The 26,521-nt window shown below is 69.3% G+C and carries 32 protein-coding genes and 1 pseudogene; 16 read left to right on the top strand and 17 right to left on the bottom strand.

Going from position 1 to position 26,521, the window contains the following annotated elements; genetic code table 11:
• Positions 1 to 472 precede the first annotated feature (472 nt).
• A complete protein-coding gene (locus tag ACIO3R_RS14980; RefSeq protein ID WP_402105884.1) occupies positions 473 to 2,137 on the top strand; it encodes an AMP-binding protein in 1,665 nt (554 codons plus the stop codon).
• 17 nt (positions 2,138 to 2,154) lie between these two features.
• On the opposite strand, the gene ACIO3R_RS14975 is transcribed toward ACIO3R_RS14980, so the two are convergent.
• The gene (locus tag ACIO3R_RS14975) at positions 2,155 to 3,033 is read right to left on the bottom strand and encodes a LysR family transcriptional regulator (protein WP_385025002.1); all 879 of its coding nucleotides are present in this window, start codon (positions 3,031 to 3,033) and stop codon (positions 2,155 to 2,157) included.
• Between the two features lie 169 nt (positions 3,034 to 3,202).
• On the opposite strand from ACIO3R_RS14975, the gene ACIO3R_RS14970 reads away from it, so the two are divergent.
• From ACIO3R_RS14970 to ACIO3R_RS14955, 4 genes are all read left to right on the top strand, one after another.
• A complete protein-coding gene (locus tag ACIO3R_RS14970) occupies positions 3,203 to 4,624 on the top strand; it encodes a DHA2 family efflux MFS transporter permease subunit (protein WP_385024999.1) in 1,422 nt (473 codons plus the stop codon).
• A 95-nt stretch (positions 4,625 to 4,719) separates the two neighbouring features.
• Positions 4,720 to 5,322, top strand: coding sequence for a VOC family protein (locus tag ACIO3R_RS14965; protein ID WP_329615748.1), 603 nt, complete (start codon positions 4,720 to 4,722; stop codon positions 5,320 to 5,322).
• Positions 5,319 to 5,576, top strand: coding sequence for a hypothetical protein (locus ACIO3R_RS14960; protein WP_385024995.1), 258 nt, complete (start codon positions 5,319 to 5,321; stop codon positions 5,574 to 5,576). Before ACIO3R_RS14965 ends, ACIO3R_RS14960 begins: the two co-directional genes overlap by 4 nt.
• Entirely contained in the window at positions 5,573 to 6,808 is a 1,236-nt protein-coding gene (locus tag ACIO3R_RS14955; protein ID WP_385024992.1) for an FAD-dependent monooxygenase, read from the top strand. Before ACIO3R_RS14960 ends, ACIO3R_RS14955 begins: the two co-directional genes overlap by 4 nt.
• A gap of 68 nt (positions 6,809 to 6,876) precedes the next feature.
• Here the strand turns inward: ACIO3R_RS14955 and ACIO3R_RS14950 are convergent, their stop codons facing one another.
• From ACIO3R_RS14950 to ACIO3R_RS14920, 7 genes and pseudogenes are all read right to left on the bottom strand, one after another.
• Positions 6,877 to 7,746 carry a LysR family transcriptional regulator gene (locus ACIO3R_RS14950; RefSeq protein ID WP_385347525.1) on the bottom strand — a complete coding sequence of 290 codons (870 nt, stop codon included), beginning with the start codon at positions 7,744 to 7,746 and terminating at the stop codon, positions 6,877 to 6,879.
• Between the two features lie 454 nt (positions 7,747 to 8,200).
• Positions 8,201 to 8,323 (bottom strand): annotated as a pseudogene (locus ACIO3R_RS14945) (aldo/keto reductase); the annotation flags it as partial.
• 94 nt (positions 8,324 to 8,417) lie between these two features.
• Entirely contained in the window at positions 8,418 to 9,209 is a 792-nt protein-coding gene (locus tag ACIO3R_RS14940; protein WP_402105881.1) for an ABC transporter permease, read from the bottom strand.
• Complete coding sequence (locus ACIO3R_RS14935; protein WP_402105880.1) at positions 9,206 to 10,207, bottom strand: ATP-binding cassette domain-containing protein; 1,002 nt, start codon at positions 10,205 to 10,207, stop codon at positions 9,206 to 9,208. The genes ACIO3R_RS14940 and ACIO3R_RS14935 overlap by 4 nt, the downstream gene beginning before the upstream one ends.
• A gap of 80 nt (positions 10,208 to 10,287) precedes the next feature.
• On the bottom strand, positions 10,288 to 10,722 hold the full coding sequence (locus ACIO3R_RS14930) for an SHOCT-like domain-containing protein (RefSeq protein ID WP_402105878.1): 435 nt from the start codon (positions 10,720 to 10,722) through the stop codon (positions 10,288 to 10,290).
• 20 nt (positions 10,723 to 10,742) lie between these two features.
• On the bottom strand, positions 10,743 to 11,003 hold the full coding sequence (locus ACIO3R_RS14925; protein ID WP_385024981.1) for a hypothetical protein: 261 nt from the start codon (positions 11,001 to 11,003) through the stop codon (positions 10,743 to 10,745).
• Entirely contained in the window at positions 11,000 to 11,362 is a 363-nt protein-coding gene (locus ACIO3R_RS14920) for a DUF2089 domain-containing protein (RefSeq protein ID WP_363024069.1), read from the bottom strand. The genes ACIO3R_RS14925 and ACIO3R_RS14920 overlap by 4 nt, the downstream gene beginning before the upstream one ends.
• 179 nt (positions 11,363 to 11,541) lie before the next feature.
• On the opposite strand from ACIO3R_RS14920, the gene ACIO3R_RS14915 reads away from it, so the two are divergent.
• Positions 11,542 to 12,327 (top strand): SAM-dependent methyltransferase, encoded by a 786-nt coding sequence (locus ACIO3R_RS14915; RefSeq protein WP_385024976.1) that lies wholly within the window; start codon positions 11,542 to 11,544, stop codon positions 12,325 to 12,327.
• Positions 12,328 to 12,389: 62 nt separating this feature from the next.
• On the opposite strand, the gene ACIO3R_RS14910 is transcribed toward ACIO3R_RS14915, so the two are convergent.
• Entirely contained in the window at positions 12,390 to 12,881 is a 492-nt protein-coding gene (locus ACIO3R_RS14910; RefSeq protein WP_385024973.1) for a GNAT family N-acetyltransferase, read from the bottom strand.
• Positions 12,882 to 12,931: 50 nt separating this feature from the next.
• On the opposite strand from ACIO3R_RS14910, the gene ACIO3R_RS14905 reads away from it, so the two are divergent.
• Positions 12,932 to 13,747 carry an exodeoxyribonuclease III gene (locus ACIO3R_RS14905; RefSeq protein WP_385024971.1) on the top strand — a complete coding sequence of 272 codons (816 nt, stop codon included), beginning with the start codon at positions 12,932 to 12,934 and terminating at the stop codon, positions 13,745 to 13,747.
• Positions 13,748 to 13,756: 9 nt separating this feature from the next.
• Here the strand turns inward: ACIO3R_RS14905 and ACIO3R_RS14900 are convergent, their stop codons facing one another.
• Complete coding sequence (locus ACIO3R_RS14900) at positions 13,757 to 14,401, bottom strand: MerR family transcriptional regulator (RefSeq protein WP_402106051.1); 645 nt, start codon at positions 14,399 to 14,401, stop codon at positions 13,757 to 13,759.
• 196 nt (positions 14,402 to 14,597) lie between these two features.
• On the opposite strand from ACIO3R_RS14900, the gene ACIO3R_RS14895 reads away from it, so the two are divergent.
• The 5 genes from ACIO3R_RS14895 to ACIO3R_RS14875 all read left to right on the top strand — a co-directional run bounded on the left by ACIO3R_RS14895 (position 14,598) and on the right by ACIO3R_RS14875 (position 18,863).
• Complete coding sequence (locus tag ACIO3R_RS14895) at positions 14,598 to 16,118, top strand: flavin-containing monooxygenase (RefSeq protein WP_385024968.1); 1,521 nt, start codon at positions 14,598 to 14,600, stop codon at positions 16,116 to 16,118.
• On the top strand, positions 16,115 to 17,071 hold the full coding sequence (locus ACIO3R_RS14890; protein WP_402105876.1) for an alpha/beta fold hydrolase: 957 nt from the start codon (positions 16,115 to 16,117) through the stop codon (positions 17,069 to 17,071). The genes ACIO3R_RS14895 and ACIO3R_RS14890 overlap by 4 nt, the downstream gene beginning before the upstream one ends.
• Positions 17,068 to 17,961, top strand: coding sequence for an SDR family oxidoreductase (locus ACIO3R_RS14885; RefSeq protein WP_402105874.1), 894 nt, complete (start codon positions 17,068 to 17,070; stop codon positions 17,959 to 17,961). Before ACIO3R_RS14890 ends, ACIO3R_RS14885 begins: the two co-directional genes overlap by 4 nt.
• Positions 17,962 to 18,049: 88 nt before the next feature.
• The gene (locus ACIO3R_RS14880; protein WP_385347544.1) at positions 18,050 to 18,244 is read left to right on the top strand and encodes a hypothetical protein; all 195 of its coding nucleotides are present in this window, start codon (positions 18,050 to 18,052) and stop codon (positions 18,242 to 18,244) included.
• A gap of 193 nt (positions 18,245 to 18,437) precedes the next feature.
• Positions 18,438 to 18,863, top strand: a complete 426-nt coding sequence (locus tag ACIO3R_RS14875; protein ID WP_402105872.1) for a hypothetical protein — start codon at positions 18,438 to 18,440, stop codon at positions 18,861 to 18,863.
• Between the two features lie 35 nt (positions 18,864 to 18,898).
• Here ACIO3R_RS14875 and ACIO3R_RS14870 read toward each other — a convergent pair whose 3' ends face one another.
• The 3 genes from ACIO3R_RS14870 to ACIO3R_RS14860 all read right to left on the bottom strand — a co-directional run bounded on the left by ACIO3R_RS14870 (position 18,899) and on the right by ACIO3R_RS14860 (position 20,732).
• Complete coding sequence (locus ACIO3R_RS14870) at positions 18,899 to 19,240, bottom strand: hypothetical protein (protein ID WP_402105870.1); 342 nt, start codon at positions 19,238 to 19,240, stop codon at positions 18,899 to 18,901.
• Entirely contained in the window at positions 19,237 to 19,908 is a 672-nt protein-coding gene (locus ACIO3R_RS14865; protein WP_385347553.1) for a DUF6232 family protein, read from the bottom strand. Before ACIO3R_RS14865 ends, ACIO3R_RS14870 begins: the two co-directional genes overlap by 4 nt.
• A gap of 323 nt (positions 19,909 to 20,231) precedes the next feature.
• Positions 20,232 to 20,732, bottom strand: coding sequence for a hypothetical protein (locus ACIO3R_RS14860; RefSeq protein WP_402105869.1), 501 nt, complete (start codon positions 20,730 to 20,732; stop codon positions 20,232 to 20,234).
• A 342-nt stretch (positions 20,733 to 21,074) separates the two neighbouring features.
• Here ACIO3R_RS14860 and ACIO3R_RS14855 point away from each other — a divergent pair, with 342 nt between their 5' ends.
• Positions 21,075 to 22,067, top strand: a complete 993-nt coding sequence (locus ACIO3R_RS14855; RefSeq protein ID WP_385347559.1) for an aldo/keto reductase — start codon at positions 21,075 to 21,077, stop codon at positions 22,065 to 22,067.
• A 188-nt stretch (positions 22,068 to 22,255) separates the two neighbouring features.
• On the opposite strand, the gene ACIO3R_RS14850 is transcribed toward ACIO3R_RS14855, so the two are convergent.
• The 3 genes from ACIO3R_RS14850 to ACIO3R_RS14840 all read right to left on the bottom strand — a co-directional run bounded on the left by ACIO3R_RS14850 (position 22,256) and on the right by ACIO3R_RS14840 (position 23,980).
• A complete protein-coding gene (locus ACIO3R_RS14850) occupies positions 22,256 to 22,546 on the bottom strand; it encodes a DUF397 domain-containing protein (RefSeq protein WP_402105867.1) in 291 nt (96 codons plus the stop codon).
• Positions 22,527 to 23,378, bottom strand: coding sequence for a helix-turn-helix domain-containing protein (locus ACIO3R_RS14845; RefSeq protein WP_402105866.1), 852 nt, complete (start codon positions 23,376 to 23,378; stop codon positions 22,527 to 22,529). Before ACIO3R_RS14845 ends, ACIO3R_RS14850 begins: the two co-directional genes overlap by 20 nt.
• Before the next feature lie 170 nt (positions 23,379 to 23,548).
• A complete protein-coding gene (locus ACIO3R_RS14840; RefSeq protein WP_385024943.1) occupies positions 23,549 to 23,980 on the bottom strand; it encodes a winged helix-turn-helix transcriptional regulator in 432 nt (143 codons plus the stop codon).
• Between the two features lie 149 nt (positions 23,981 to 24,129).
• Between ACIO3R_RS14840 and ACIO3R_RS14835 the strand changes: the two genes are divergently transcribed.
• The 3 genes from ACIO3R_RS14835 (at position 24,130) to ACIO3R_RS14825 (ending at position 25,690) form a co-directional block, all read left to right on the top strand.
• Positions 24,130 to 24,798 carry an SDR family NAD(P)-dependent oxidoreductase gene (locus ACIO3R_RS14835; RefSeq protein WP_385024940.1) on the top strand — a complete coding sequence of 223 codons (669 nt, stop codon included), beginning with the start codon at positions 24,130 to 24,132 and terminating at the stop codon, positions 24,796 to 24,798.
• Between the two features lie 233 nt (positions 24,799 to 25,031).
• The gene (locus ACIO3R_RS14830; RefSeq protein ID WP_385024937.1) at positions 25,032 to 25,268 is read left to right on the top strand and encodes a hypothetical protein; all 237 of its coding nucleotides are present in this window, start codon (positions 25,032 to 25,034) and stop codon (positions 25,266 to 25,268) included.
• On the top strand, positions 25,265 to 25,690 hold the full coding sequence (locus ACIO3R_RS14825) for an ATP-binding protein (protein WP_402105864.1): 426 nt from the start codon (positions 25,265 to 25,267) through the stop codon (positions 25,688 to 25,690). The genes ACIO3R_RS14830 and ACIO3R_RS14825 overlap by 4 nt, the downstream gene beginning before the upstream one ends.
• Before the next feature lie 350 nt (positions 25,691 to 26,040).
• Here the strand turns inward: ACIO3R_RS14825 and ACIO3R_RS14820 are convergent, their stop codons facing one another.
• Positions 26,041 to 26,499, bottom strand: a complete 459-nt coding sequence (locus tag ACIO3R_RS14820) for a hypothetical protein (RefSeq protein WP_402105862.1) — start codon at positions 26,497 to 26,499, stop codon at positions 26,041 to 26,043.
• Positions 26,500 to 26,521 lie beyond the last annotated feature (22 nt).

Here is a 26,521-nt window from a genome sequence, read left to right as displayed (position 1 = left end):
GGGGAAACGCGATGTTTCGGTCTTCGCGATTGCATCCATCGGCCCCACCGAACGGGTGTGCGTTGGTCGGATACACCGCCGATCCGAAGCTCATTTCTGGTCCGTCTCCATCAAAATTCCTTACCGGTCCGATCCCGAAGGAGTGCAGGCAGGAGCGCGAGAGTGCAGCAAGGCACCCCTGTGCGGGACGCCGGCGCTTGGTTCGGTCAAGCCGATGCGAAGGATCGGCCGTTCCGAAGGAACACGCGAAAACCGTGGCGAAACCGGGGCTGACACCGGCCATCGATCACGGGATAAGGGTTGCTTATCGCTCTCGCCGGGCGGCCAGGATCATAAATATTTATGAGGGATTCCCTGGACGATTCCTCAGCCCACGGCCCAGAATCCGTGTCGGCCAGCCGGCGCGTGTTCGTTCTGCCGTAGACGGAGGATCCTCGTGAGCACTCCCCGCCCAGAATCGACGACAATGCCCATGACGTTCACCGAAGCCCTGGAGCGTGCCGCGGCCCGTGGCACGGGACCTGCCGTGTGGGACGGAACCCGGTGGCGAACCTGGGGCGACTGCCGGTTCCAGGCCGAGCGCACCGCCGGGGCGCTGGCCCGGCGGGGGCTGCGGGCCGGTGAGGTCCTGGCGGCCCAACTGCCCAACTGCTGGGAGTGGGTGGTGCTGCACGCGGCCACCGCCCGGCTGGGCGTCCTGCTGCTCCCGCTGCACGCGAACTACGGGGCACACGAGGTGCGGTCGCTGGTCGAGCAGTCCGGGGCCGTCGCGCTGGTGGCAAGCGGTGCCCACCGGGGCCGGGACCGGGTGGGCGACATGGTGGAGCTGCGCGCACACTGCCCGTCCCTGCGGCACGTCTGGATCTCCTCCGGGGCCTCCGCGGACACCGGCGGCCCACGGCCCGGGACGGCCGGGCTCCTGGACTCGGCCGAGTTGCTGGACGGGGCACCGGACCCGGTCGAGGCACCGGCGGACCGGCCACAGGACCCGGACGCGCCGCTGATGCTGCTCGCCTCCTCCGGGACCACGTCCCGGAGGCCCAAACTCTGTGTGCACAGCCACACGGGGCTGCTCGGCAACGCCGCGGCCGTGGCGCGGGACGGCGGCCTCGGCGCGACGGACACGATCGTCTCCGCGAGCCCGCTCAGCCACGCCTTCGGGCTGCTCTCCGTGCACCTGGCGCTGGTCACCGGCGGACGCGTCGGCCTCTTCGACGGGTGGGACGCACGGCGGTTCCTGGAGGCGCTGCGCGCCGCTTCGGCGACCGCCGCGTTCGCGGTGCCGGCCCAACTGCGCGACGTACTGGCCGTGCTGAGGGAGGAGAGCCCGGAGACCGGCGCCCCGGCCGGACTGCGGGAGGTACGCACCGGCGGGGCACCCGTGCCCCGCGAGCTGGCCGACGACGTACGGCGCACACTGGGCGCTCGCCTCGTCGTGCAGTGGGGGATGACGGAGATCGGTGCGGGCACCTGCACCCGCCCCGGCGATCCGCCCGAGGCCGCGTCCACCATCGGGCGGCCGGTGTCCGGCGCGGAGGTCAGGGTGGTGGACCGGGACGGCGCCCCCGCAGCGCCGGGCCGGACCGGCGCGTTGCAGTACCGCAGCCCGTACATGTTCCACGGATACCACGGCGCCCCGGAGCTGACCCGGGCCGCGCTCACCGGCGACGGCTGGCTCCGCTCCGGAGACCTGGCGGTACTGAACCCGGACGGCTCGGTCGGCTACCGGGGGCGCGCCGACGAACGGATCAACCGGGGCGGGCTGAAGTTCAGCGCGCTGGAGGTGGAGGAGCTGCTCGACGATCTTCCGCAACTGGCGCAGCACGCGGTGCTCGGGCGGCCGGATCCGCGCCTGGGCCAGCGCTCCTGTCTGGTGGCCGCGCTCCGCGAGGGCGCCGGAGAGCTGACCCTGGGGGAGGTGACCGCCCATCTCTCGGCCAAGGGGCTTGCCACGTACAAGCTGCCCGAGCAGCTGGTGATCGTCGACGCGCTGCCGACCACGGTCACCGGCAAGATCGCCCGCTCCCGGCTGAGGGCGATCCCGCTGCCGCCGCTCGCGGAGCCGCGGCCCACACCGACGCGGACCACGGCCACGCCGGCGGCGCCCGCCCCCGAACCGCAGGCCGCACGGCCGTGACCGGGCGCGGAGCGGTGTCAGCCGCCCAGTTGCTTGCGCAGCACCGCCTGGAAGTTGGCCAGGCTGGGATTGGTGGAATTGCGGTCCAGCCACGTCATGGTCACCGTGGTGCGCAGGTCGGTGTCACCGACCTCCACGACGACCACCTCGCCCCGGTCGGCCTGTCCGCGCACCGAGATCAGCGGGAGCAGCGCGCAGCCCATCCCGGCCGCCACGCACGCCCCCAGTGTGCCGATGCCGGAGACCTCCGCGACCGGTTCCTTCGGCGGCGTGGCCCCGAAGGCGTTGTCGTACATCTCCCGGAACCCGCACCCCCGCTCGGTGGCGAGAAAGGGCTCCGCCGCCAGTTCGTGCAGACCGGCCGCCCGGCCGCGTGCGGCGAGGTGGTGGCCGGGAGGCACGATGACGACCAGTGGCTGTTCGGCCAGGGTCTCGAAGCGCAGACTCGCGTCGTGGGGCGGGTCACCGAAGGTCAGGCAGAGGTCCAGATCGCCCCGGCGCACCGCCTTGTACAGCTCACCGCGGCTGTCCTGCCCCACGCGCACCCGGGACTCCGGGTAGAGCGAGCGGTAGGACGAGAGAACGGTCGGCAGCAGGTGCAGCCCCACGGTCTCCAGCGTGCCGATGGCCAGCTCCGAACCGGGGCGCGAGACCGCCCACCGGGTCTCCTCCAGAAGCTTGAGGATTCGGTCGGTGTACTCCGACAGCACCGCACCCTGCGGGGTGAGCCGGACCTTTCGCTGCGACCTGTCGAGCAGATCGACACCCAATTCACGTTCCAGTGAATGAATTTGGTCGCTCACACTGGACTGCGCGTAGTGCAGTTCGCGAGCGGCCTGCGTCACGCTGAGTGTCCGGGCCACCGTTTCGAACGTCCGGAGATGCCGTAACTCCATGCTTTCGCCCCCCAGTTCCTGATCCATCGGCCGTGCCGATGTCACCCATAGGGTATTCCCTCCGCCATCACCGTCAATCTCACTTATGGGTCAGCTTGAATGAAGAGTCCGCGCCCGACGAACCGGTTCGGGCGGCGGAAAGACCGATTCTGAATCCGAGGAGAAACACATGGCAACGCAGGCGGAACCACAGCGGGCTTCCGTCACCGAGGAGGAACCCACCGGTAAGCCTTCGCGCACTCTGCTGGTAGGACTTTCGCTCGGCTACTTCATGGTCCTGCTGGACATGACCATCGTCTCGGTCGCGCTCCCCGCCATTTCCAGCGATCTGCACATCGGGCTGAGCGGGTTGCAGTGGGTCACCAACGGCTACACCATCACCTTCGCCGCGCTGCTGCTCACGGCCGGCTGGCTGTCGGACCGGTACGGCGGCCGGCGGATCTTCCTCTGGGGACTCGTGGCGTTCGGGGTGCTCTCCGGCGTCTCGGCCGCGGCGACGACGCTCAACGCGCTCGTGGTGCTGCGCCTGGCCCTCGGCGTGGCGGGAGCACTGCTGCTCCCGGCGTCGCTGGCCGTGATCACCAACGCGTACACCGACGCGGCCGAGCGCGCCCGCGCGGTCGGCTCGTGGGCCGCGATCACGGGCGCCGCGCTCGCCGCCGGCCCGCTGGTGGGCGGTGTCCTGACCGACACGGTCGGGTGGCGGGCCATCTTCCTGATCAACGTGCCGTTGGCCGTGATCAGCCTGGTCATCACCCTGCGGCTGGCCCCGGAGACCGCGCGCAAGCAGCGCAGCGGCCTCGACCTGATCGGACAGCTCAGCGGTGTGACCGCCCTGGCGGCGCTGGTGTACGGACTGATCGAGGGCCCCTCCAAGGGCTGGTCGGACGCTGGTGTGCTGATCGCCTTCGCGCTGACGGCGATCGCGGTGGTGACCTTCCTCGTCACCGAGTCGCGCGCCGGTGACGCGGCGATGCTCCCGCTGCGGATGTTCCGCAGCCGCAGCTTCTCGGCCGCGCTGGCGGCCGGCCTGCTGGCCAACTTCGGTCTGTCCGGGCTGCTGTTCGTCCTGTCACTGTTCTTCCAGGACAGTCGCGGCTACTCCTCCTTCGCCGCCGGTCTCGCGTTCCTCCCGCTGACGCTGCCGACCGCGTTCAACCCGATCTACACCGGCCGGCTGGTCGGCCGCATCGGCCCGCGCCGCCCTGCCACGATCGGCTTCGTCCTGATGGGGACCGGTGCGCTGCTCCAGGCGCCGTTCACCGGCAACTCCGGCCTCGATCTCGCCGTCACCGTGGTGGGCCTGCTCGCCTTCGGGTTCGGGATCTCCTTCGCCCTGCCCGCCCTGGTGGCCGGGATGGCGAGCTCGATCCCGGTGGACCTCGCAGGCATCGGTGCGGGATCCCTCAACTCGGCCCGTCAGGTGGGTGCCTCGCTGGGTGTCGCCGCCTTCGGTGTGATCCTCAACCTCGCCCCGACCAACGCCGACGGGACCCGGTGGGCTCTGGTCGCGGGTGGGACGGCCCTGCTGATCGGAGCCCTCATCACCGGCACGGGACTGCGCGGGAAGAGCCCCTCTCCCGCACGCTGATCCGTCTCACCGGCAGCGCGCCGGCTGCCGTCGTCCCGCCCCTGCCCCGTCCCCATGCCCGTCCCCATGCCCGCCCCCATGAACGAGGAGGAACATTGGAGAGCGCACCGCCACCCCCGCAGACCCGTCGGCCGGGCCTGCGTCTGGACGGCGTCGACCATCTGGCCTTCGTCACCTGGAATCCGCGCGCTACCCAGGAGTTCTACACCCGGGCCCTCGGCATGCCCCTGATCCACGCCATCACGGCGACGGGCTGGGTCACCGAGGACTACCCGGACTTCGTGCACTTCTTCTTCGACATGGGCCGGGGGAACCGGATCGCGTTCTTCTACTACTTCGGCCTGCCGGACGAGGAGCCGCCGAGCGACCTGATGCACCGCTCCCGCCATGTCGCCTTCCACGTCGACACCGAGGAGGAGCTCCTGGCGTGGCGGGACCGGCTGAAGGCGCACGGGGTCCGGGTCACCCGGCCGATGGGGCACGAGCTGATCGAATCGATCTACTTCGACGACCCCAACGGGATCCAGTTGGAGATCACCCGGCCGCTTCGCGAGATGTCCGGGATCGACTCCCGCGACGCGGAGCTGACCCTGGCCGCGCTCGCAGACGTCTGCGAGTCGCCCCAGCCCTCGGCGCAGGCGCTGTGGCAGCGCAAGGCGGAGCTCATACGGAAGAACGCGGAGGTGCCGGGCGCATGACGGTGTCGGTGTACGTGCTCGACGTACCGGAGTTCGAACCCGTGGTCCACACCGCGCGGACCGCCGGGATGGACGTCCACCAGGTGGGCGATTACCTGGAGTTGACCACCGAGGACCGCGAAGTGGTCCTGCGTCGCGAGGAGACCGGAATGCGCCCCGCCCTGTGGCACGCCATGCTGACCGGCGGCCTGGACGGCCGCATCGTCTCCTTCACGCCGGATGTCGTCCACCTGGCCGAGGGGGAGGAGGCATGAGCACCGGCACCGGAGCGACCTCCCGTCATCCCGTTCTGGTCGTCGGCGCCGGCCCGGCCGGGCTCACCGCCGCGCTGGCGCTGCGCGCCGCCGGCCTGCCCGCGGTGGTTCTGGACAGGCGTGACCAGGACACGGTGCGGCCCGGCAGCCGCGCCGCGTATCTGCACGGAGTGTCACTGCGCGAGCTGGAGCGGCTCAGTCCCGGGCTGGGCCAGGAGATCGCCGGCCGTGGCCTGATGTGGTCCACCAAGCGGTCGCTCTGGGCCGGGCGGGAGATATACGCGCACACCTATCCGCCGCTGCGCCGCGAGGGGCTGCCGCCGTTCACCAGCCTGCCGCAGGTGCAGACGGAGGACCTGATGGCCACCGCGTGCGAGAAGCAGGGGGTGGAGTTCCACTGGGGCGTGGAGGTCACATCGGCCCGCAGCGGCCCGGACGGCGTACGGCTGGTGGACTCCTCGGGCACCGAGTGGCAGGCGGAGTACGTGATCGCCGCGGACGGGTCGCGCTCGCCGCTGCGGTCCGCCATCGGCAGTCCGCTGGAAGGTCCGCGCTCGCGGAACACCTTCGTGGTGGTGGACCTCGACGACGACCCCGCGCACCCGCTGCCCGTGGAACGGGTCTTCCACTACCACCACCCCGGGGTCGGGGGCCGCAACGTGCTGATCGTCCCGTTCGCCGGCGGCTGGCGGGTCGACCTCAACCTCCTGGTGAACGACGACCCGGCGACGTACATCTCGCCCGAGGGGCTGCGACGGTGGATCCCCCGGGTGATGCCCGAGTCCTACGGGGAACGGGTGAGCTGGGTGTCCACCTACCGCTTCGCCCAGAAGGTGGCCGCGGCCTTCACGGACGACCACCGCCGGGTTCTGCTGACGGGTGAGGCCTCGCACCTGTTCGCGCCGTTCGGCGCGCGGGGCATGAACTCCAGCATCCCCGACGCGGTCCGGGCCGTGCAGGCCGTGGGGGCGGCCCTGTCCGCGGGAAGCGACGCCGTGGCGCGAGCGGAGATCGGCCGGTTCGCCGACGAGCGCAGGGAGGCCGCCGTGTACAACCGGGCCTGCGCCGGCGCGGCTCTCGAACACATGCTGGCGGAGCGCCCGTCGTTCCGCCTGCGACGGCGGGCAGCCGCCGCGGTGGCCTCGGCCGGGCTGAAGGCGGGGGCGTGGCTGGACTCCGCGCCCTACGGCCCCAAGCTGGTACAACGCGGCGCGGCCCGGACCTCGTACTGACCCGGCCGGTGCGGTCCGGTGGGCCCGCGCCCGAGAGGACGTGGACACCGGGCCGGCCGGCCTGCACCTCACAGCGGCAGGACGGGCAGGGCCCTGAGCGTCGCGCGGGCCACGGCGCGCGCCGCCTCGAGGACGGGCTTACGGGCCGTGGAGGAGAAGGCCAGGTGGACGAGGAGGGGTTCGGGCGGGGGCCCGAGCAGACCGGTGGGGGTGGGACGCAGGGAGAGGTGGTTGTGATGGGTGTTCGCGGGTAGGGCCGTGTAGGCCAGGCCCGCCTGCACGGAGGCGCGGATCGACAGCGGGTCGGAGCACCAGGGAACCGAGTGCCAGGCGACCTTGCGCTCGGCCAGCGTGTCCATGATCCGGGTGCTCAGCGTCGAACGCCCGCTGTCGAAAGCCATCGGGAGGCTGCCCCCGGAGTCGAGGGGGGCTTCGCCGAACCAGGCCAGACGCAACCGCCCCAGCACCTCGCTGCGAGGCGTCTCCGTCCCCAGGAGCAGGGCCGCCTCGAACTCCCCGCGGGCGAGTCCGTCGGCGAGCGCGGAGCTGAGGCCGGTCGTCATCGTCCCCCGCAGCTGGGGTCGTTCCAGCGCCAGTTGGCTGATCATGCTCTTCAGCCCGTCGGCAAGGTGCACCGAACATCCCATGCTGAACGACTGATGGCTGTGTATGGCCGACAATTCGCTGAGGACTTCACTGTTCAGCAGGATGACGCGACGGGCATGTGCCACCAACTCCCGGCCGACCGGAGTGAGCTGTACAGGCCGTTTACCACGTTGGAACAGCGGGGCCTGGATTACGGACTCCAGGCGCTGCATTTGCTGACTCACGGTCGGCTGCGTCACGTGCAGTGTCTGAGCCGCGCGGGCAAAGCCGTTCTCGTCGACAATAGCCACGAGGGTGCGGAGAAGCTTCACTTCGATATCACGCTGCACCATTGTTCAGCACCTGATCCCGGTAGGCGTGGGGCAAAGCATGAGCATGCGTGGGCGCCGCGGATCAGCGGTCCCGTCGTCCCGGCCGTTATTGCGGTGCGAACAATCAAGCCCTGAGCACAGGTGAGCTGTGGATGACTCGCCGCCGGAAGGAATCACGCCTGGAACGCGCGTATTCCCCAGAGGTTCTCGGCGGTGGAGGGAAGGAGTGACAGAACACAGCACGGCCCCCGTATGGCTACGTCTCCGGTGTATCGGTCGGCCTCATCTTCACATAATCAGTCGCTTGTGCGGTATTGGGTTTGGTATTCGAGCGTCCTTGGTGCCCGTATTGTCTGTCAAATTTGACTCTTCCTATACCTGGTGGCAGTTCCTCCGTGGCGCTCATATTCGGCCGCTGTGACCGATATTGACGGGGTCGAAAAGGCCCCGCCCCATGCGCCGGCCAGCGGGGGGCCTCCACGGTTTCGCGGAGCGGGACGGTCCGGTCCTCGATGTGGGCGTAGAGCACGCCGAGCCGTTCCCGGCCGCGCCGCCACTTCCCGAGCAGCCGCTCGCTCTGGCCGCCCAGGCCGCCGTCGGCCGGTGGCCGTGGGAGGGAGTGTGGGTGTTGAAGTGCGCTTCAAGGCAAGGAGGTTGGGGAGGGCCCTCCCCGCGTCGGCGTGGTGGTCCCGCTACTTCGGGTCGCGGTTGAACAGTGAGGTGGACCAGCGGTAGCCGAGCACGGTCAGGCCGACGCACCAGGCGACGGCGAGCCATCCGTTGTTGCCGATCCCGGTGCCGAGGAGCAGGCCGCGCAGGGTTTCGATGGCGGGGGTGAAGGGCTGGTACTCGGCGATCGGCTGGAACCAGCCGGGCATCGTGTCGGCCGGGATGAAGGCGCTGGAGATGAGGGGGAGGAGGATCAGCGGCATGGCCATGTTGCCGGCCGCCTCCGGGTTCGGGCCGGCCAGGCCCATCCCGATCGCGATCCAGGTGAGCGCCAGGGAGAACAGGGTGATCAGCCCCAACGCCGCGATCCACTCCAGGACGCCGGCGTCGGTGGAGCGGAAGCCGATGGCGACGGCTACCGCGCCGACGAGGATCACGCTCATCACCGCTTGCAGGACGCTTCCGACGACGTGCCCGATGAGCAGGGAACTCCGGTGGATCGCCATCGTGCGGAAGCGGGCGACGAGGCCCTCGGTCATGTCCATGGAGATGTGCACCGCCGCCCCGATCACGGTGCTCCCGATGGTCATCAGCAGCAGGCCCGGGACGATGTAGGCGATGTACGCGGAGCGGTCCGCGCCGCCGCCTCCGATGCCCGCGCTCATCACGTCGCCGAAGACGTAGACGAACAGGAGCAGCATCATGATCGGCGTGAGCAGCAGGTTCAGGGTTGCGGACGGGTAGCGCCGGGCGTGCAGGAGGTTGCGGCGGAGCATGGTGCCGGAGTCGCGTGCGGCGAGGGACAGGGCGCTCATCGGGCTGTCTCCTTGGGCTGGTCGGGGATGCCTGCGGTGCTGGTCAGGGCGAAGAACACGTCGTCGAGGTCGGGGGTGTGCACGGTCAGTTCGTCGGCCTCGATGCCAGCGGAGTCGAGGCGGTCGAGGATGGCGCGCAGCTCGCGCTGGCTGCCGTCGCTGGGGATCTGGAGGGACAGCGCCTCGTCGTCGCTGGTGGCGTCGTGGAGGGTGGCGGCGGCGCCGCGGTGTGCGGCCGGGTCGGTGAAGCGGAGGCGGATGTGCCCGCCCGGGACGAGCCGCTTGAGTTCGCCGGGGCTTCCCTCGGCGGCGATCCTGCCGTTGTTGAGTACGGCGATGCGGTCGGCGAGTTCGTCGGCTTCTTCGAGGTGCTGGGTGGTGAGGAGGACGGTCACGCCGTCGGCGACCAGCTCGCGGATGATGTTCCACATGTTGTGGCGGCTGCGGGGGTCGAGGCCGGTGGTGGGTTCGTCGAGGAAGATGATGCGCGGGTTGCCGACCAGGGTCATGGCGATGTCGAGCCGGCGCTTCATGCCGCCCGAGTAGGTGGAGGCGGGCTTCTTCGCGGCGTCGGTGAGGTCGAAGCGGGCCAGGAGTTCGGCGGCGACCCGCCGCCCCTCGCCGCGGGGGAGGTGGTGCAGGTCCGCCATGAGGAGCATGTTCTCCTGGCCGGTGATCAGGCCGTCCACGGCGGAGAACTGCCCCGTGACGCCGATCGTGGCCCGCACGGCCTGGGGGTTCGTCGCGATGTCGTGGCCCGCGACCTGGGCCTGCCCCTCGTCGGCGGAGATGAGGGTGGAGAGGATCTTCACGGTGGTCGTCTTGCCGGCGCCGTTGGGCCCGAGCAGTGCGAACACGGACCCGGCCGGGATGCGCAGATCGATGCCGTCGAGGACGAGTCTGTCGTTGTACGACTTGCGCAGGCCGACGGCGGAGATGGCGACCGGTGGCTGCGGGCCACTCGCCGAACTAGACGTGGACATGACAGATAAAGGCATGGAGTTCTCCTGTGCGAGACGTGCGAGACGTACGAGACTTGTGAGACCGACGTGCAGAAGAGAGGAGCGTCGCGGCCGCGCTACTCGCAGAAGATCTGCACCTTGCCGCTGGGGTCGTCGACGTCGACGGTGACCTCGTCGAGGTGTTCGACGAGTTCCTCCAGGTGCTGCGGCTTGAGTTCGGTGAGGTCGATCGGCACCCCTGACTTGCGCAGTTCCGCGTTGGCCTTGGTGAGCGCCTGCGGCGGGAGGAGGCTCGCGATGCGGACCCCCGCGCGCAGCAGTTGCAGCGGGACCTGGATGTTGATGCGGCTCGGCCCGTCGCCGCCGCCGCCGTCGTCCTCCGAATTCACCACCACACGCAGGTACTTGGGCCGGGCCTTCGGCCGGGGCGCGGCTCCCTGCGGGGACTCGGGCTGTTGGCGTTCGAGGGCGTCGATCAGCCGCTCGGCCTCGTCCGCGGTGACCTTGCCCTCGGCCAGCATCTGCAGGATCTGGCGACGCTGCTCGTTCATGGTTGTTCTCCCCTTCGGATTCATCTGACGCTTATCAGCACGGCCGTCGGGCCCTGCTCCAGCTCGAACCGGGTGCCGGGCAGCGCCCACAGCAGGTGTCCGGCGCAGCGCAGCGCGCCCAGCGGACTCACCCGGAACACGCGGCATGTGACCAGCCCGGCCAGTACGGCGAGCAGCAGCAGCGGTGACAGCAGCACGGCCAACGGCAGCAGCGGGACGTACAGCCGCCGCCGGCGGCCGTCGGCGCGGCGGTAGCCCACCGTCACCAACTGCGGGATCACCGGAGCCTCTCCAGCTCGGCCAGCGCCTCCTCGGCGCTGATCTCCCCCCGTTGCAGGCGGTCGACGACGTCGGCACCGGCGGGTGCCGGGTCGGTGTCGACGAAGTCGAGGTGCTCGGCGATCCGCTTCAGCCGGGACTTGACCGTCGGGTAGCTCACCCCGAAGATCCGCTCCATCTCCTTGATCGAACCGTGCGACCGCACGAACGCGGCAACGAACACCTGGTCGTCGACGGCGAGCCGCGCCAGCTGCGGGGGCTCGAACTGCCCCTCGACCGCGACGCCGTTGTCGGCGAGCCGGACCCGCTCGACCACGAACGGCCGCCCCTGCGTCAGGTCCGTCAGTTCCTGCCAGTCCACCCTCGGCTCCTCACACTCGGTGATGCGCTCATGTTCATTTTTACCTTGAGTTTTTTAAGTCGTCAACGCGGAAAACTTAATTTCTATGATTCGAGCTATGAGGATCGATCCGCTCCGGTACGTCGCCTACGCTGAGCCTGCTCAGATGCACCCGTGATTCCCGTACAGAGGAGCGTCCTGTGACGGCCGGCATACCCCACCCGCGGATCGACACCAGCAAGCCGCACCCCGCGCGCGTCTACGACTGGTTGCTGGGCGGCAAGGACAACTACCCGGTCGATCAGCAGGTGGCGGAGAAGCTGCCGGAGGCGGCGCGGGGCAACGCGGCGCGCAACCGGGCGTTCATGCACCGCGCTTCGGCGTGGCTGGCGCGGGGCGGGATCGACCAGTTCCTCGACATCGGCACCGGCATCCCCACGGAACCCAACCTCCACCAGATCGTCCAGGCCATCACGCCGACGGCCCGGATCGTGTACGCGGACAACGACCCGATCGTGCTGCGGCACGCGGAGGCGCTGCTCGTCAGCACCCCCGAAGGGGCCACGGACTACCTGCACGCCGATGTGCGGGAGCCTGAGGTGATCCTCGAACGGGCGCGTGAGCTGCTGGACTTCGACCGGCCCGTCGCCCTGTCGCTCATCGCGCTGATGCACTTCCTGCCGGACGGCCAGGACCCGTACGGCATCACCCGCACCCTGGTCGACGCGCTCGCCCCGGGCAGTTTCCTGGTGCTCTCGCACGGCACCGCCGACCAGCATCCGGAGCTGAGGCAGGAGACCGAGACGGCGTACCGGAAGGGCGCCATCGCGCTGCGGATGCGTACGCGTGCCGAGGTGGAGCGGTTCTTCGAGGGGCTGGAACTCGTCGGACCCGGGCTCGTCCCGGCGACCGAGTGGTACCGCGAGGAGCCGGCGCCGGTCGTGGAGCGCAGCGGGTTCTACGTGGGCGTCGCCCGGGTCCGGTAGCGGCCGGGGCGGTCACGGCAGGCGTCCGGATCGGGTCCGTCGGGTCCGGCCGGCGCCGGGTCTCAGGCGGTCGTGTCCCGCAGCGGCTTGGCGTAGCAGAGGCTGTTCTCGTAGTCCCGGTAGTGGCCGAACTTCTCGCAGGGCGCGTAGCCGCTGGAGGCGTACAGGGCGATCGCCTCGGGCTGCTTGTCGCCGGTCTCCAGGACCATGCGGACGCGGCCGGCCGCGCGGGCGTCGGCCTCCAGTGCGGCCAGGATGCGGCGGGCCAGGCCGTTGCCGCGCCCCTCGGGTATCACGTACATCCGCTTCAGCTCGGCGTCCCCGTCCGAGTACCCCTCGGCGTTCCGCTCCTGCGAGCGCCAGCCGCCGGTGGCGACCGGGCTGTCCGACGCGTCGTAGGCGATCAGGTACAGGCCGCGCGGCGGCTCGAACATCGTGGCGTCCAGCGGTGTGACATCGCCCTCGTCCCCGTAGCGCTCGGCGTATTCGAGCTGCACGCGATCGTTGAGTTTGACGGCATCGGGGTGATCGAAGGCGCGGGTGTGGATATTCATGCGAATCATGGTACATGTATGCGGACCCCGGATGTCGGTATCGTGCCGGGATGCTCACTGTGACCTCCGTGAATGTAAACGGTCTCCGCGCCGCCGCCAAGAAGGGCTTCGTCGAGTGGCTGGCGCGGACCGACGCCGATGTGATCTGCCTCCAGGAGGTGCGCGCCGAGCCGGAGCAGTTGCCCGCGGAGGTGCGTGAGCCCGAGGGGTGGCACACCGTCCACGCGCCGGCTGCCGCCAAGGGCCGGGCCGGGGTCTCGCTCTACTCCCGCAGGGCGCCCGAGCGGGTGCAGATCGGCTTCGGCGCCTTCGGCGGCGCCGGGGGCGAGGAGTTCGACGCGAGCGGCCGGTACGTCGAGATCGACCTGCCGGGCGTCACGGTCGCGAGCCTGTATCTGCCCTCCGGCGAGGTCGGCACGGAGAAGCAGGAGGAGAAGGAGCGCTTCATGGCGCTCTTCCTGCCCTACCTGACCGGGCTGAGGGCGCGGGCCGCCGCCGAGGGCCGCGAGGTGGTGGTCTGCGGTGACTGGAACATCGCCCACCAGGAGGCCGACCTCAAGAACTGGAAGGGCAACAAGAAGAACTCCGGCTTCCTCCCCGAGGAGCGGGAGTGGCTGACCCGGGTCTTCGGGGAGGCCGCGTACGTCGACGTCGTGCGGTCCCTGCACCCGGACGTCGAGGGTCCGTACTCGTGGTGGTCCTACCGCGGGCGCGCCTTCGACAACGACACCGGCTGGCGCATCGACTACCAGGTGGCCACCCCGGGGCTGGCCGCCCGCGCGGCCAAGGCGTGGGTCGAACGGGCCGCCACGCACGCCGAGCGCTGGAGCGACCACGCGCCGGTGACGGTGGTGTACGAGCAGTAGGAGCGGGACCTACGCCGTCGGCGGCCGCGCCGCCTCCGCGTCGCGGCGCAGCCGCCGGTCCAGGGCCATGGAGAGTTCCGCGTCCACCACCGCGCGTGCCAGCGGCCGCAGCTGGGGCGGTTCCTCCTCCTCGCTGTGTGCGCGCAGGGTCGCGACGAAGAGGTCGGCCAGGGCGTCCGCGTGTGCGCGGACCCGGCGGCCGGAGGCGAGGACCGTGGCGAGCGGGACCCCCTCCCGCACCAGTTCGGCCGACACCTCCAGGAGGCGGCGGCTGATGTGCACGATCTCGTCGCCGTCCGTGCCGAGGTAGCCCAGTTCCATGGCGGCCGCCAGGTTCTCCGGGGTGGACTCGCTCTCGAAGTAGTCCGCGAGCTGTTCGGGCGTGAGCCGGACCGGGGTCTCCTCGGTCGGTTCGCCCAGGCCCAGCACCTCGGCGACATCGCGGCCGCTCTCGAAGGTGCGGGCGAGGTCGGCGATGCCGGTGAGGGTGTGGCCGCGCTCCAGCAGGCCGGTGATCGTGCGCAGCCGGGTGAGGTGGTGGTCGTCGTACCAGGCGATGCGGCCCTCGCGGCGCGGCGGTGAGATCAGGCCGCGTTCCCGGTAGAAGCGCAGGGTCCGGACGGGGATGCCGGCCTCCTTGGCCAGTTCCTCCATGCGGTATTCGCGGTGCTCGTGTCCGTCAGCCACCCCCGCACCCTACCGGCCTGCCCCGCTGGGGAACCCGCTTGTTGTACCGCCGGTAACTTTCCCTCGTCGCACCCCTACCCATCGGTACGGGGCTGCTCTAGTCTCCCAACTGTGCCAGTGATTGCTGGCAGAGTCGTGTGACGTACCGCGGGGAGGCGGCAGCATGGCCCAGCACGAACACGTACGAGTGGCGGTGATCGGATCCGGATTCGGGGGCCTCGGGGCCGCTGTCCGGCTCCGCCGTGAAGGCATCACCGATTTCGTGGTCCTGGAACGCGCCGGTTCGGTCGGTGGCACCTGGCGCGACAACAGCTATCCGGGCTGCGCCTGCGACGTACCGTCCCACCTCTACTCGTTCTCGTTCGCCCCCAACCCCGAGTGGCCGCGCACCTTCTCCGGGCAGGAGCACATCCGCGCCTATCTGGAGCACGTCGCGGACACCTTCGGACTGCGTCCGCACCTCAGGCTGAACCACGAGGTGACGAAGATGCGCTGGGACGGGGACGAGCTGCACTGGGTCATCGAGAGCGCGAACGGCACGACGGTCCTCGCCGATGTCGTCGTCTCCGCGACCGGTCCGCTCTCCGACCCGAAGACGCCCGACATCCCCGGGCTCGCGGACTTCCCCGGCAAGGTCTTCCACTCCGCCCGCTGGGACCACGACGCGGACCTGGCCGGCAAGCGCGTCGCGATGATCGGCACCGGCGCCTCCGCGATCCAGATCGTGCCGTCGATCCAGCCGAAGGCCGCGAGGCTCACGCTGTTCCAGCGCACCCCGCCGTGGGTCATGCCCCGGATGGACCGGCAGATCAGCGGCGCGGAGCGCTGGCTGCACCGCACCCTGCCCTTCACCGGCACCGCACGCCGCGGACTGCTCTGGGGCATCAGGGAGTTGCAGGTCAGCGCCTTCACCAAGCACCCGGACCAGCTGGGCCTGGTCGAGCGGATAGCCAAGTCCAACATGGCGCGCTCCATCAAGGACCCGGCGCTGCGGGCCAAGCTGACCCCCTCGTACCGCATCGGCTGCAAGCGCATCCTCCTCTCCAGCGCCTACTACCCGGCGCTCGCCCAGCCCAATGTGGACGTCGTCGCCTCCGGTCTGAGCGAGGTGCGCGGTTCGACGGTCGTCGCCTCCGACGGTACGGAGGCCGAGGTCGACGCGATCGTCTTCGGCACCGGCTTCCACGTCACCGACATGCCGATCGCCGAACGCGTGGTGGGCGCGCAGGGCGACACGCTCGCCGAGTCGTGGAAGGGCGGCATGCAGGCGCTGCGCGGCGCGAGTGCGGCCGGCTTCCCCAACTGGATGACGATCATCGGCCCCAACACGGGCCTGGGCAACTCCTCGATGATCCTCATGATCGAGGCCCAGCTGAACTACATGGCCGACTACCTGCGCCAACTGGACGTGCTGGGCGGCCGCGTCGCACTGGACGCGCGGCCCTCGGCCGTCGGCTCCTGGAACCGCCGCGTCCAGGAGCGGATGAAGCGCACGGTCTGGAACACCGGCGGCTGCACCAGCTGGTACCTGGACGCCAACGGGCGCAACACCACCGTCTGGCCCGGCACCACCGCCGAGTTCCGCAGGGCGACGCGGACGGTCGACATCACGGAGTACCAGGTCGTACGGGTGCCCGCGCAGCGGGACGCGAAGCAGGCCGTCGCCGAGGAGGTCGCCGGATGAGCCGCCCTCTGAGCCGCCGCCTGAGCGGCCGGGGCACCCGGCCCGTGCCCGTACGCGAACTGATGGCCGTCTCCGCCGACGGCTCCCGCATACACATAGAGGTGCACGGACAGGACGGCGCTCCCGCGGTGCTCCTCTCCCACGGCTGGACCTGCAACACCGGATTCTGGGACGCCCAGATCCGGGACCTGGCCGTCGACCACCGCGTCATCGCCTACGACCAGCGCGGCCACGGCACCTCGCCCGCGGCCGGCCCCGGCGGATACACCACCGACGCACTGGCCGACGACCTCGAAGCGGTCCTCGCCGCCACCCTGGAACCGGGCGAGAAAGCAGTGCTCGTGGGGCACTCCATGGGCGGCATGACGATGATGGCCGCCTCCCGCCGGACCGGGCTGCGCGAGCACGCGGCCGCCATACTGCTGTGCAGCACCGGCAGTTCGCGGCTGATCTCCGAATCGCGGGTCCTGCCCCTGCGGGCCGGCACGGTCCGGACCCGGATGACGCGGGCGATCCTCGGCGCACGGGCGCCGCTCGGGCCGGTCACTCCGCTCTCCCGCCGCATCCTCAAGTACGCGACGATGGGCGCGGGTTCGGCCCCGGACCGGGTCGACACCTGCGCCCGGATCGTGCACGCCTGCCCCCGTGGCGCCCGGGTCGCCTGGGGCCACGTCCTCGCGGGCCTCGATCTCGACCAGGATGTACGGGAGTTGCGGGTGCCCACCGCGGTGATCGCGGGTGCGGAGGACCGGCTGACGCCGCCCGTCCACGCCCGCGCCCTCGCGGCGGCACTCCCCGACTGCCTCGGGCTCACCGAGCTGGCGGGGCTGGGCCACATGACTCCGGTGGAGGCGCCGGAGGCGGTCACGGCGAAAATACGGGAACTGGTGACCGCGTGCCTCCAGGTGCGCGGAACGGCCGAAGTCGAGAGCAAGGAAGAGGAGGTCGCATGAGCGGCAGGCACAGTCTCCAAGGACAGGTCGTCGTCGTCACGGGCGCGGCGCGCGGCGTGGGCGAGCTGCTGGCCCGCAAGCTCTCGGCACGCGGCGCGACACTGGCGCTGGTCGGCCTGGAGCCGGACGAGCTGAAGAAGGTCTCGGAACGGCTGCACGGCGAGAGCGACCACTGGTACGCGGACGTCACCGACCACGAGGCGATGGCCCGGGTCGCGCAGGAGGTCAAGGCCAGGTTCGGCAAGATCGACGTGGTCGTCGCCAACGCGGGCGTCGCCTCGGGCGGCCCCTTCGTCGACTCCGACCCCGTGGCCTGGCGACGGGTCATCGAGGTCAACCTGATCGGCGGCGCGGTCACCGGCCGCGCGTTCCTGCCGATCCTCATGGAGAGCCGCGGCTACTTCCTCCAGATCGCCTCCCTCGCCGCGATGACCCCGGCGCCGATGATGACCGCGTACTGCGCGTCCAAGTCGGGCGTCGAGGCGTTCGCCCACAGCCTGCGCGCGGAGGTCGGGTACCGGGGCGTGAAGGTCGGCGTCGGCTACCTCTCCTGGACCGATACGGACATGGTGCGCGGCGCCGACGAGGACGACGTCATGCGCGAGCTGCGGCAGCGGCTGCCCTGGCCGACGAACCGGACGTACCCGCTCGGCCCGGCCGTCGACCGGATAGTGGCCGGCATCGAGCGCCGCTCCGCGCATGTCTACGCACAGTGGTGGCTGCGTGGCATGCAGTCCGTACGGGGCTACCTGCCGACGTTGATCGGTGTCGCCGGGCAGCGCGAGATGCGGCGGTTCGGCCCGCGGCTGGAGGGGGTCGGCACGGGGCTCGTCGGTGCGGGCGGTGCCGCTGACCAGGACGAACGGGCGGCGCGCACCCAGCGTGAATGATCGAAATGCGGTGACTGTCCGGTCGTGTAAGTCTGGTCGGGGCCCTTACGGGGCCGTCCCCCACGCATCCCACCGAGGAGTGAACAGCATGGGCATCGCCGACCAGTTCAAGGACAAGGCGCAGGACCTCGCCGACCAGGCGCAGAAGAAGATGAAGGACGGCAAGGGCGACGGCCGGGACCGTTCCCAGGACGCGTCCGAGCGGGCCTCCGACGCGTCCGAGCAGGGTCGCGACAAGGCCAGGGGTGCGGCGGACGACCTCCGCGAGAAGTTCGACCGCTGACGGCTGCGGCCGCGTGTGAGTGACGTGTATTGAGGGGTGTGCCCGGTTTCGTTCCGGGTGCGCCCCTTTCGCGTGCACCTTGCCGGAATCCGGCAGGCCGCCCCGCCCGCCGACTGCCGTGCTCCGCAGATGACGTGGGACGTCCGGGCGGGCCATCATTCCGTCCGGGACGGCCCTTGACGTCGAGGTCCGCGTGAAGCAGGAGAGCGAGGCGCGGATGGCCGGTATCCAGACCGATGCGCTGGACACGTTCGGAGCGCTGTTCGCGGCGGTCGTGGGGCTGGGCTGCGCGGGGTGGGGAGGGCGGACCCTGCTCCGGCCGCACCGGTCGCCGGAGTCGTTCGACGGACCCGCGTGGGGTGCCCGCGCCTGGGGCGCCGCCTATGTGGTGCTCGGCATCTGCCTGGCGATCCGGATGGTCGCGAAGCTGTACGGCAGGAATCCGGACTGGCCGATGACCGTCACGGTCTTCGTCGCCCTCCCGCTCCTGATCGCCGCGTTCACCGCGGCGTACGTGTCCCGCCGGCGGGCGCGCCGACGCGGCGAGGCCGTACGCCCGGGGCGCCACAAGCGACGCGCCCGTGCACCACGGCCCACCCGGAGGATCAGCCCGCCCTGACCCGGCCCTGCCGCTGACCCTCGCGGGTGAGGTCGTCAGCTCAGCAGCGCGAGCAGCCGCCCCACCGCCTCCGCGGCGGGCCGGCCCACCTCGCCGACCGTGGCCGCGATCTGCGCGACGGATGCCAGGACCATGCCGCGCTCACGCAGTGCGCTCCGGTCGGGAGTGAGCTCGGGCAGCGCGCCCTCGACCGTCCGGGCCTGGGCCGGGGTGAGGTGCGGGCGCAGCTCCCGGAGGAATCGGGTGAGCTCCTCGACAGCGGTACGGAGCTCGTCGTTCCCGGCGGCGCCGCCGGCGGTGCCGTTGTTGATGCCGATGTTCCCGCGACCACCGTTCATGTTGACCACGGGTCCGTAGTAGTTCGACGCGTCACTCATAGCTTGAATCCCGTGTTCCCCCGGCCGTCGTTCATGTTGACGACAGGGCCGTAGTTGTTCGTGCTGTTGTTGAACTGCCGCACGATCGCGGTGAACTCGGCTTCCGGGTGGTCGATCGCGTACACGATCTGTCCGGCGATCTGCTGTAGCTCGTCCATGCTCTTCAGGGTCACGACCACCCTGGCGCCGCTGTTCATCACGACGACCAGCACCGGCTTCGCCGACGCGATCAGATCCTTGATGGCGAGGACCAGGAAGACCGGGACGGCGATGAGCACGAAGCTGCCGCTCAGGCGCTGCCGGAAGGCGCTGTCATTCGGGAAGTTGATCGCGCCGAAGACCGGGACGACGACGATCAGCCATTGCACGAGGGTGCTGAAGACCCTGCTCCAGTCGTGTTTGAGCCTGAACGCGTCGACCCAGGTGATGTTGTGCAGCGGGACAGCCGCCGGCCCCACCCACAGCGTCCGTCGGCTGACCTTGAGGACCAGGGGGTCTCCCTTGCGGTGAGGCTGGTTGCTCTCTCCGGGGTTCTGGAGGTGTCCCGGTACCACCGAACCGGGGTGGACGGGCAGTGCCTGCGGCGGCATCGGGGGAACCGGCGGCCGTGGAGGGGGCAAGGGCGGCGGCTCGGGCAGTGGTGTGTTGACGGGTCCGGTCTCGTCCATGGCTCCCCCTTGTGGTCGTCAGTCCCACCCCCATACCCCGGGAGCACCATTAAGCGTTCGCGGGGAGTCATGAGGCAGCGAGGAAGTCGCCAAATCACCTGAGTTTGGCCGGTAGTTGACCTGCCGGGGCCCCTTGGGAGTGGCGGGGGCCGGCTGCGGTCCACGAGGGCGCTCAGGATGCCTTGACGGAGGCCACGGAGGGCGCCGGGGCCGTCGGGGTGCTTGGAGTTGCGCACGGGGACAGGGCCGGGGAGGCCGGCGGCGACTTCGAGGCGGTTCGCTCAGTACGCGGGTCGGGCCGTTCCGTGAATGGACCTGCGCGATTACGCGGTGAAGGGTTGGTCGCGGTCGCGTCGGACAAGTGAGTCGTATTCTCCAAACTGCGGGATCGCCTCCCAGTTGAGTGTGACGTCAATTTCCCGGCTCTGCGTGGAGGATTCGTCGCCGGACTCGACCGTCCGATGCGCAACGCCGTCGGGGGTGAAGTCGTACGATTCCATATAGGTGGAGTCCGCGTACCCCCCGCGCACTTCCGAATCCCCGTACTCGTACCGCCTTGCCCCGTCAAGGAAGAGCAGGCCGTTAATCACGGAGAATGTGTAGCGCAGCTCGTCGCGTCCGTATGGGTCCATGAAGATGACCCCGACGTATTCGGTCTCCCAGTGGATCTCGATACGCAGATCCGGAGAGCGTTTCCCGTCGGAGGGGGGAACGGCGGTGTACAGCTGGCCGTTCGAGTGCCGCGCTCGGGCCTTCTTGTCGGTAAGTGGTGTGATAGGGCGTTCGAGTAGCTTGTTCCATCGTTCGCTGTAGGTCCATTTCATTGTTCCGGGTCCTATCCCTTCAGGGGTTCAGAGATGGCGTCCATCTGTGCGGTGACCCGGGGGGCCGCCCGGATCAGTGGCTCGGTTTCACGCGGAGGTGAGAGGGTCATCTCGTACAGAGGGTGGCGCAGTCAGATGTAGAGCCCCGAGGGGGCACCCTGCTGATTTCTTACCTGTTCCGCTTGCCTGGAGTGCACTCCAAGGTCATAGCGTTGAGGACATGCCTTTATCGCTGGGGTTTCCCCGGCGCCCCGGTTGGCTGCCTCACCTCGATACCGGCTCCGGCTGAACAAGAAGTAAGCGGGAGCCAGGCGACCGCTATCCCAGGAGCATCTCTCAAAAATGCAACAACGCAAACTAGGGCAACACCTCGAAGTCTCGGCTCTCGGGCTCGGCTGCATGGGCATGAGTTTCTTCTACGGCCAGCCACAGGACACAGCCGAGATGACGAAGCTGCTGCGGGCGGCCGTTGACCACGGCGTGACTTTCTTCGACACTGCCGAGGTCTACGGACCGTTTACCAATGAGGAACTGGTCGGTCAGGCGTTGGCACCGGTCCGTGACCAGGTAGTGATCGCCACCAAGTTTGGAATCAAGCACGGCGAGCACGGGCCGACGCCGACGTCCGGGGTCGACAGCAGGCCCGAGCAGATCCGCCAAGTGACCGAGGCCGCGCTCAAGCGCCTTCAGACCGAAAGCATCGACCTGCTCTACCAACACCGCGTTGACCCCGACGTGCCCATTGAGGACGTGGCCGGCACGGTGAAGGAGCTGATCGCCGAAGGCAAGGTAAAGCACTTCGGCTTGTCCGAGGCCGGTGCCGCGACAATTCGTCGCGCCCACGCCGTGCAGCCAGTAACGGCACTCCAGAGCGAGTACTCGCTCTGGATGCGCGAGCACGAAACCGAAATCATTCCGACCTTGGAGGAACTGGGCATCGGTCTGGTGTCCTACAGCCCGCTCGGCAAAGGATTCTTGACCGGCAAGATCGATTCCAGCACATCGCTGGCCGACAACGACCTCCGCCGAATGCTTCCGCGTTTCAGCCCTGAAGCACGGCAAGCCAATCAGGTGCTGGTCAATCTGTTGCAGCAGATTGCCGATGACAAGGGAGCCACGCCGGCCCAGATCGCTCTCGCCTGGGTGCTGGCGCAGAAGCCGTGGATCGTACCGATCCCCGGCACGACCAAGCTGCACCGCCTGGAAGAGAACCTGGGCGCAGCCGACGTCGAGCTGACAACCGGCGACCTGCACCGGATCGAAGAGGCCGCGGCCAATATCCGGATCCAGGGCGAACGTGTCCCCGAGCAGTTGCAGTCACGGTTCGGCCGCTGAACCCCGCCGGACTTTCTGGGCGTTCAGGGTCGGTCCTCGTCGAAGGTGACGCCGCCGATCATCGGGCGTAAGGAAGCTTCATGATCAACATGAGCCAGCACATGTTGTGGGGCATCCCCATGAACCATGGCTTTCTGGATGCGGGGCCCGGGTGCTCGAAGCGCCGGACCCCGCGCACCTTGAGACGCTCAACGTCCGGGCCCGCGTGCCCCGCTGACGACGGACGCCACGAAAGAAGTCCAGGCGGCCGCGTGCACGATGAGCGCGGGTCCGTCGGGGCGCTTGGAGTCGCGTACGGGGACGAGGCCGGGGAGGCCGGCGGCGACTTCTAGGCAGTTGCCGCCGGAGGTGTTGCTGTAGCTGCTCTTGTGCCAGTGGGCGAAGTCATGGGCCACTTCGAGGCAGTTGCCGCCGTCCCCATTGCTGTGACTGCTCTTGTGCCAGGTGGCAGCGCTGAGATCAAGATCGGTGCTGACCATTCCGGTACTCCTCGGCCGCCCTTTCGATCACGGTGAGGGACGCCTCTGGCGGCGATGCGGCGGCCCTCAGCCGATCGTATGTCTTGCGGTACCGCGTCACGAGTGCCGGATCGTCGATGGTCTGGCCGTGGTAAGGGCCCTCGGTGTAGAGCAGCGGCGGCTCGTTGTCGAAATCCATGAGAAAGAGAGGAAGTTCAGTGAGCGCACGGGTTGGCCCATTCCACGGAAGGATCTGCGCAATGATGCGGCCGCGCTGGACCAGGGCGGCGATGTGGTTCAGCTGCTCGGCCATCTCCGCAGGCGGAAGGATGGGGTGATGCACCAGGGACTCGTGCAGGATCACCCAGTACTCGGGCTTCTTGGGCTCGTCGAACAGCCGGGCCCGCCGCAGTCGACCTTCGACTTTGGCTTCAGCCTCCTCTGTTGTGTCCAGGGAGTGCGCGGACTGGACGACGGCATGGGCGTACGCCCGGGTCTGGAGCAGCCCCGGGATCAGCGTGCCTGACCATTCGCTGATGGATCGGGCTCGAGTCTCGGTCTCCGTGAGCTCGGCGAAGTATGCGGCGTGAGGACCCCGCTTGGCTTTCCGCACGTCCTCGCACCGTCGCTCGAAGAACCCGTCCGTCCCCAGTACCCGGTCCACATGCCGTGCCAGCTCCACCGGCATGCGCCGATGCCCGTGCTCGATCTCGCTCAGGTACGTGATGCCGAAGAAGCTGCCGTCCACCAGCTTCTCCAGGGTCAGGCCCGCCTGCTCCCGTTTGAAGCGCAGCTCGTTCCCGTAGAACTGCGGGACTCCCGCCGAGCCGTCGATCTCCTTGCGTGTGGCCACCGTTGACCGCCTTTCGCGCTGCGCTCCGTGGAGCGGTGATCCCCCCACGGTAGGGGCCCGCATGGCGGCACGTGAGGAATTCGTCACAGTGAGCAACGGACGGGGTACGCCCGAGGCCTGGAGATCGCGCGGACAGGGCTCCAACAGGCCTGGACCTGTGAGCTCTGGGGTCATCGCGTGGCAGGTGTCTCCTGGGCGAGGTCTTCGGTTCGCTGGTCGAATGCTTCGCGGGAGACGTCGATGTCGGCCAGGTTCTTCAGGCTCCAGTCGATGAGGGGCTGGGTAGCTTCCAGCAGGGTGTGGCCCCGGGGCGTGAGCTCGTAGGTCACTTTGGGTGGCATCACGCTGTGGACCGTGCGGGTCAGCAGGCCATCGCGTTCGAGTCCGCGCAGGGTGACGGTAAGCATCCGCTGGCTGATGCCCGCGATCGACCGCTTGACCTCGGTGAACCGTAGCGGGCCGGGCCCCAGGACGGCCACGACCAGCAGTGACCACTTGTCGGCCACGAGGTCGAGTACCTCGCGTGCCCGTGCGCTGGCGGAGTCACAGAACGCCGTGCGGGCCGGCGGCCCTTCCTCAGGCGTGGTGGTCGGGTCCGTCATGGGTTACCTCCGGGGAACCGGGGCACGTCGAAGTGCCTGATTGACGCGAGCCAGTGGTTCCATAAAGTTACGGGAGTACTTATCGTAACCGCCACTTTTCGGGCGGGGCCTCGTCGTATGCACGACAGGCCACCATGGGAGGAACCTGTATGCCCACCATCGCTGTCGTCGGCGCCGGCCCCGGAATGGGCCTCGCGATCGCCCGCACCTTCGGTGCCAGAGGATTCGATGTCGCCCTGATCGCACGCAACGCGGAACACCTGGACGGCTTCGCCGGTCAGCTCGCCACCGAGGGCATCACCGCCAAGGGTTTCCCCGCAGACGTTCTGGACCGCGACTCCCTCACCAGAGCCCTGACCGACGCGGCCGGGCACTTCGGCTCCATCGACGTGCTGGAGTACTCACCGGGCGGCCCGGAACCGAAGTTCCTGAACCCCACCCAGGCCACGCCCGAGGACGTCGACCTGCAGATGCGGTACCTCGTGTACGGCGCGATGACCGCCACCCGTGCAGTGCTGCCCATGATGCGCGCCGCCGGCACGGGCACACTGCTGTTCACCACCGGCGCCGGCTCCGTCGACCCGACCCCCATGCTCGGCGACATCAACACCGCAGGTGCCGCACTGCGCAACTGGGCGATCAACCTGCACAAGGAACTCGAACCCGAGGGCATCCAGGCCGCCCACGTCGCGATCGGTGTGTGGATCGGTGACCGCGCCCCCGAGGGAGCCCCGGCCGCCACCGCTGACCAGATCTCGCCCGTCTACTGGGACCTGCACACCCACCGCGACCAGGCCGAGCGGATCTTCACCGTCTGACCGCCGCCGGAACCGGAACCCGGCAGGACCACACCCCCAACGGGCACCGTCGCGAGAACCGTGTGGCAGGTGCCCGTACACATGGGCGGTGTCGGCCGAGATCCGTCGCCGTGCCGACGCGCGCCCCTTTCGCGCTGCGCTCTGTGGAGCGGTAATCCCTTCCACGGCCGACGTCCGTGCGGCAGCGTGTGGGGTGTTCGTCACAGTCAGCAACGAAAGGTGTGCGCCTCCTCATGGACGAGATCAGGGACGAGATCAGGGACGACTCACCCACGTACGACATCGTCGAGGACATCGACGCGCTGCGCGCCGCGCTCGCCGCGCACGGGGTCACCCTGCCGTCGCTCGGCGTCGATCCGTTGACGTTCGCCGGGTGGACGAAGCATCCGCCGCTGGTCGCGCTCGGCAACTGCACGGTGGTGACCGCGCGTCGGCTGACCGAGGCGCTGCGCCCGGCGGCCGGGGGATGACGCCGCTGCCGCTCACCGTGGACCTGCTCGCCGTGCCGAAGGCCGTACCGGAGATGCGGGCGATACTCCTGGAGCAGTACTGGGGTGCGGATTCGCCTGATCTGGCGCTCTGCGTCAGCGAGTTGCTGACCAACGTCATCGTGCACATCGGCGAGGGGACGCCCGTCACGCTCCGCGTCAGTGGTACGAGCGCCGGCCGTATCCGCGTGGAGCTGAGCGATCCCGCGCCCGGCGTCTGGCCGGCCATACGCATCGCGGGCAGTGGTGACGAGTGCGGGCGGGGGCTGCTGCTCGTGGACGCGTTGGCGCTGCGGTGGGGCGTGGAGCAGGGGCCGTACGGGAAGACGGTGTGGTGCGAGCTGCGGGCACCCGCCCGCTCGGGCCCGCATGTGTACCAACACTCCGCATCTGTGGGGAGTTGAGAGCGAAATGGGCGCGACGGATGCGGCTGGGGCGGCCCCGGGCGTGTGGGGAAGCGCCCAGATCACTCTCAACTCCGGCTCGAGCGGACGGCTTGGCCGGTTTTGAGGCCGTCTGTTTGAGGTCTCTGCCTGTGGTGGCCATGGTGAGCAGCTCCGTGGTGTCTGGGAGAAGCTGGTTCAGGCTCGGCCTTCCATACGTCCTCGCACCGCCGTTGGAAGAACCCGTTCGTCCCCAGCTTTCACCATGTACGTCACCAGGGCCACCGACCCAACCGTCCGTCAGGTTGGGAGGCGCTTGCCGAGCCTCTCCCGGAGCGGGAGGCCGCTCTGCGCCCTGATGAACCTGCGGCCTACTCGCCCGCCTTGTTCACCTTGTCGAGGCGCCACCCGACCATTCCCGTGGCTCCCTTCATCTGGTCGCCGTCGATCTTGATCGTGTCCCCTGACGCCGTGAGGCGCTGTCGCAACGTAACTCCGTCGCATGTGAGGGTTCGGCGAAGGGGATTCTTCAGGGCTACGGAAAGGCTGATCTGCCCCTTCCCGACGCAGACCACCGACAACTCGTACGAATGCCCTCGCGCCAGTTCCGGCACCGAGTGGAACCCGTCGCCGACACGTTCGAGGCCGGCTTCGACGAAGAGCGGATCACTGTCGCTGACCTCGGCCGTGCCGAGAGTCTTCTCGACCTGCTCGCCCAGCCTGCCGTTGTTGCGGTCGGACGTGCTTGAGGGGTTTTGCTGCCTGCTTGGGCTGCTCTCCGGTGCGCTCGGCCCCCCGGAGTCGCCGGTGCATCCAGTTACCAGGGTCACGGTCAATGCAGACGCGCAGAGG

The sequence above is a fragment of the Streptomyces sp. NPDC087428 genome, assembly GCF_044744085.1.
GTDB lineage: Bacteria > Actinomycetota > Actinomycetes > Streptomycetales > Streptomycetaceae > Streptomyces.
This window is presented reverse-complemented; position numbering and strand designations above follow the sequence as displayed.